At 28.3% G+C, this 1,919-nt stretch carries 3 protein-coding genes; 1 reads left to right on the top strand and 2 read right to left on the bottom strand.

From position 1 onward, the window contains the following. The coding region (locus CD147_RS12405; RefSeq protein ID WP_142382051.1) for a LapA family protein at window positions 1-146 on the bottom strand (146 nt) is incomplete at its 3' end. 165 nt (window positions 147-311) lie between these two features. Here CD147_RS12405 and nucI point away from each other — a divergent pair. Then, a complete protein-coding gene (gene nucI, locus CD147_RS11630; protein WP_103167609.1) occupies window positions 312-848 on the top strand; it encodes a thermonuclease NucI in 537 nt (178 codons plus the stop codon). Window positions 849-924: 76 nt separating this feature from the next. Here the strand turns inward: nucI and CD147_RS11635 are convergent, their stop codons facing one another. Next, window positions 925-1,782 (bottom strand): hypothetical protein, encoded by an 858-nt coding sequence (locus CD147_RS11635; RefSeq protein ID WP_103167610.1) that lies wholly within the window; start codon window positions 1,780-1,782, stop codon window positions 925-927. Window positions 1,783-1,919 lie beyond the last annotated feature (137 nt).

Raw genomic sequence — 1,919 nt, forward strand, 5'->3', positions numbered from 1 at the left:
ATGAAACCTACTAATACTCCTAATAAAATTGCTACGACAACTGATACAATAATTGGCAATTTAAAAACTATCTGTAAAATAATACCTACAATAATAGCTATAATAGCAGCAATAATTGTAATCATATTTTCATTACGCTCGTCCATTTATTTCACTCCTAACGTTATTATTATAGCACGATATTCTTTTAGTCTTCATTCTATAATGAAGGTTTGGTATCTTAATTTTCTGTAAAGAAAAGAAGTGATTGACGATTAAAATGATATTATATATTATGTTTAAGTATTGAATAATAAGAGTAGGTGACAACCTTGAGTTCTAAGAAAACTATCAGTGCTATAGTTGTAGCAATATTAATAGTCGGTGTTTTAGGGTTTCAATTTATTAATCACACTGGACCGTTTAAAAGTAGCGGTAATCAATCATCATCGAATAGTGAACTAAATGATAAGGAAAAAGTTCATATAGAACGCGTAGTAGATGGGGATACATTTGTAGCTACTAATAATAATGGTAAGGAAATAAAAGTTAGATTAATCGGGGTTGATACACCTGAAACTGTAAAACCAAATACGCCAGTACAACCTTATGGTAAAGAAGCTTCAAATTATAGTAAGAAACATTTGTCAGGGAAAGATGTTTATTTGGAATATGATAAAGAAAAAGAAGATCGTTATGGACGTACGCTTGCATACGTGTGGCTAGATAAAGAAACCATGTTTAATGAAAAATTAGTTAAAAAAGGTCTAGCAAGGGAAAAGTACTTCTCACCAAATGGTAAATATAGACATATCTTTGAAAAAGATGAAGCACAAGCTAAAAAAGAAAAACTCAATTTATGGAGTTAAATTAAAGCGACTGGCAAACCACTTTAAGTGGATATAAGCCAGTCGCCTATTTAATATATACATATATACTTGATTATTAATTACTAAAACTATTAGTAATTTTAGTTACTTGATCTTTTGAAAGAGGATGTTTAGATAATTTTATAGCGTCTTTAATGATATTTTCAAGAGATGTTTTAGTAGATACAGTATCTACATATTTTTCTCTTTCTTCAGCGCCTTCAATAATATTGACGCTACCATCACTAAAGTAAACTATACCGATACTTTGTATTTTATGATTAAAATGATTTTCAACACCGTCTTTTAATGATTTAGAATTGATAGCTGCCTGTTCATAAGGATCATGGTCATAAAAATCATATACGACGCGGTTGTTTTGAATTTTTTCGATAAATGTATAGATTTCACTACGTGGTGAATCAAATTGACTATGGTATTGCTTACTAATATAGTGACCTACGATTTGATTAACATCATTAGTTTCAATTGGCATTTCATCAGTAATAGGTGCATCAAAATGATAAAAGGTCTTTTGTTTCCAATTTTTAACATCAATATTTATAAGACCTATATCTGAAACTACAATGTAGTCGAACGTTCTAGCATGTTCGAAAAATGGGTGTTTCGTAGCCAAGTTGCTTGTAGTTATAATATCATAGTACTTTAATTTACCTTCTTCTTTATAATTTTCAAGAATATTAGTTATTACATGCTTTGCATTTTGTTTAGCATGAGAACTTACATCGTTATTAGAGCTTAACATTTGGTTCTTTAATTCTAAATTTTCACTACTCAAGATTGAGTTTTTAGTAACCATTTGATTTCTTGCGTAGACTTCAGTATCTACTCTATCTTGCATGTAACGTTGATTTATTATCAACATTAAGATAAGAATCACAATGATAACTAATAAGATTATTGTCAATGTCATTATTAATCACCTACACCTAAATTCAGTTTTTATTTCATAATATTTTATTATTGCAAAAAATATTTAAGTAATATAAAACACTATATAAAGTATATACATTATATTTAATTAGTTCAACAAATGAAGAAATACATATG

It is taken from the genome of Staphylococcus devriesei (assembly GCF_002902625.1).
Classification (GTDB): Bacteria; Bacillota; Bacilli; order Staphylococcales; family Staphylococcaceae; genus Staphylococcus; species Staphylococcus devriesei.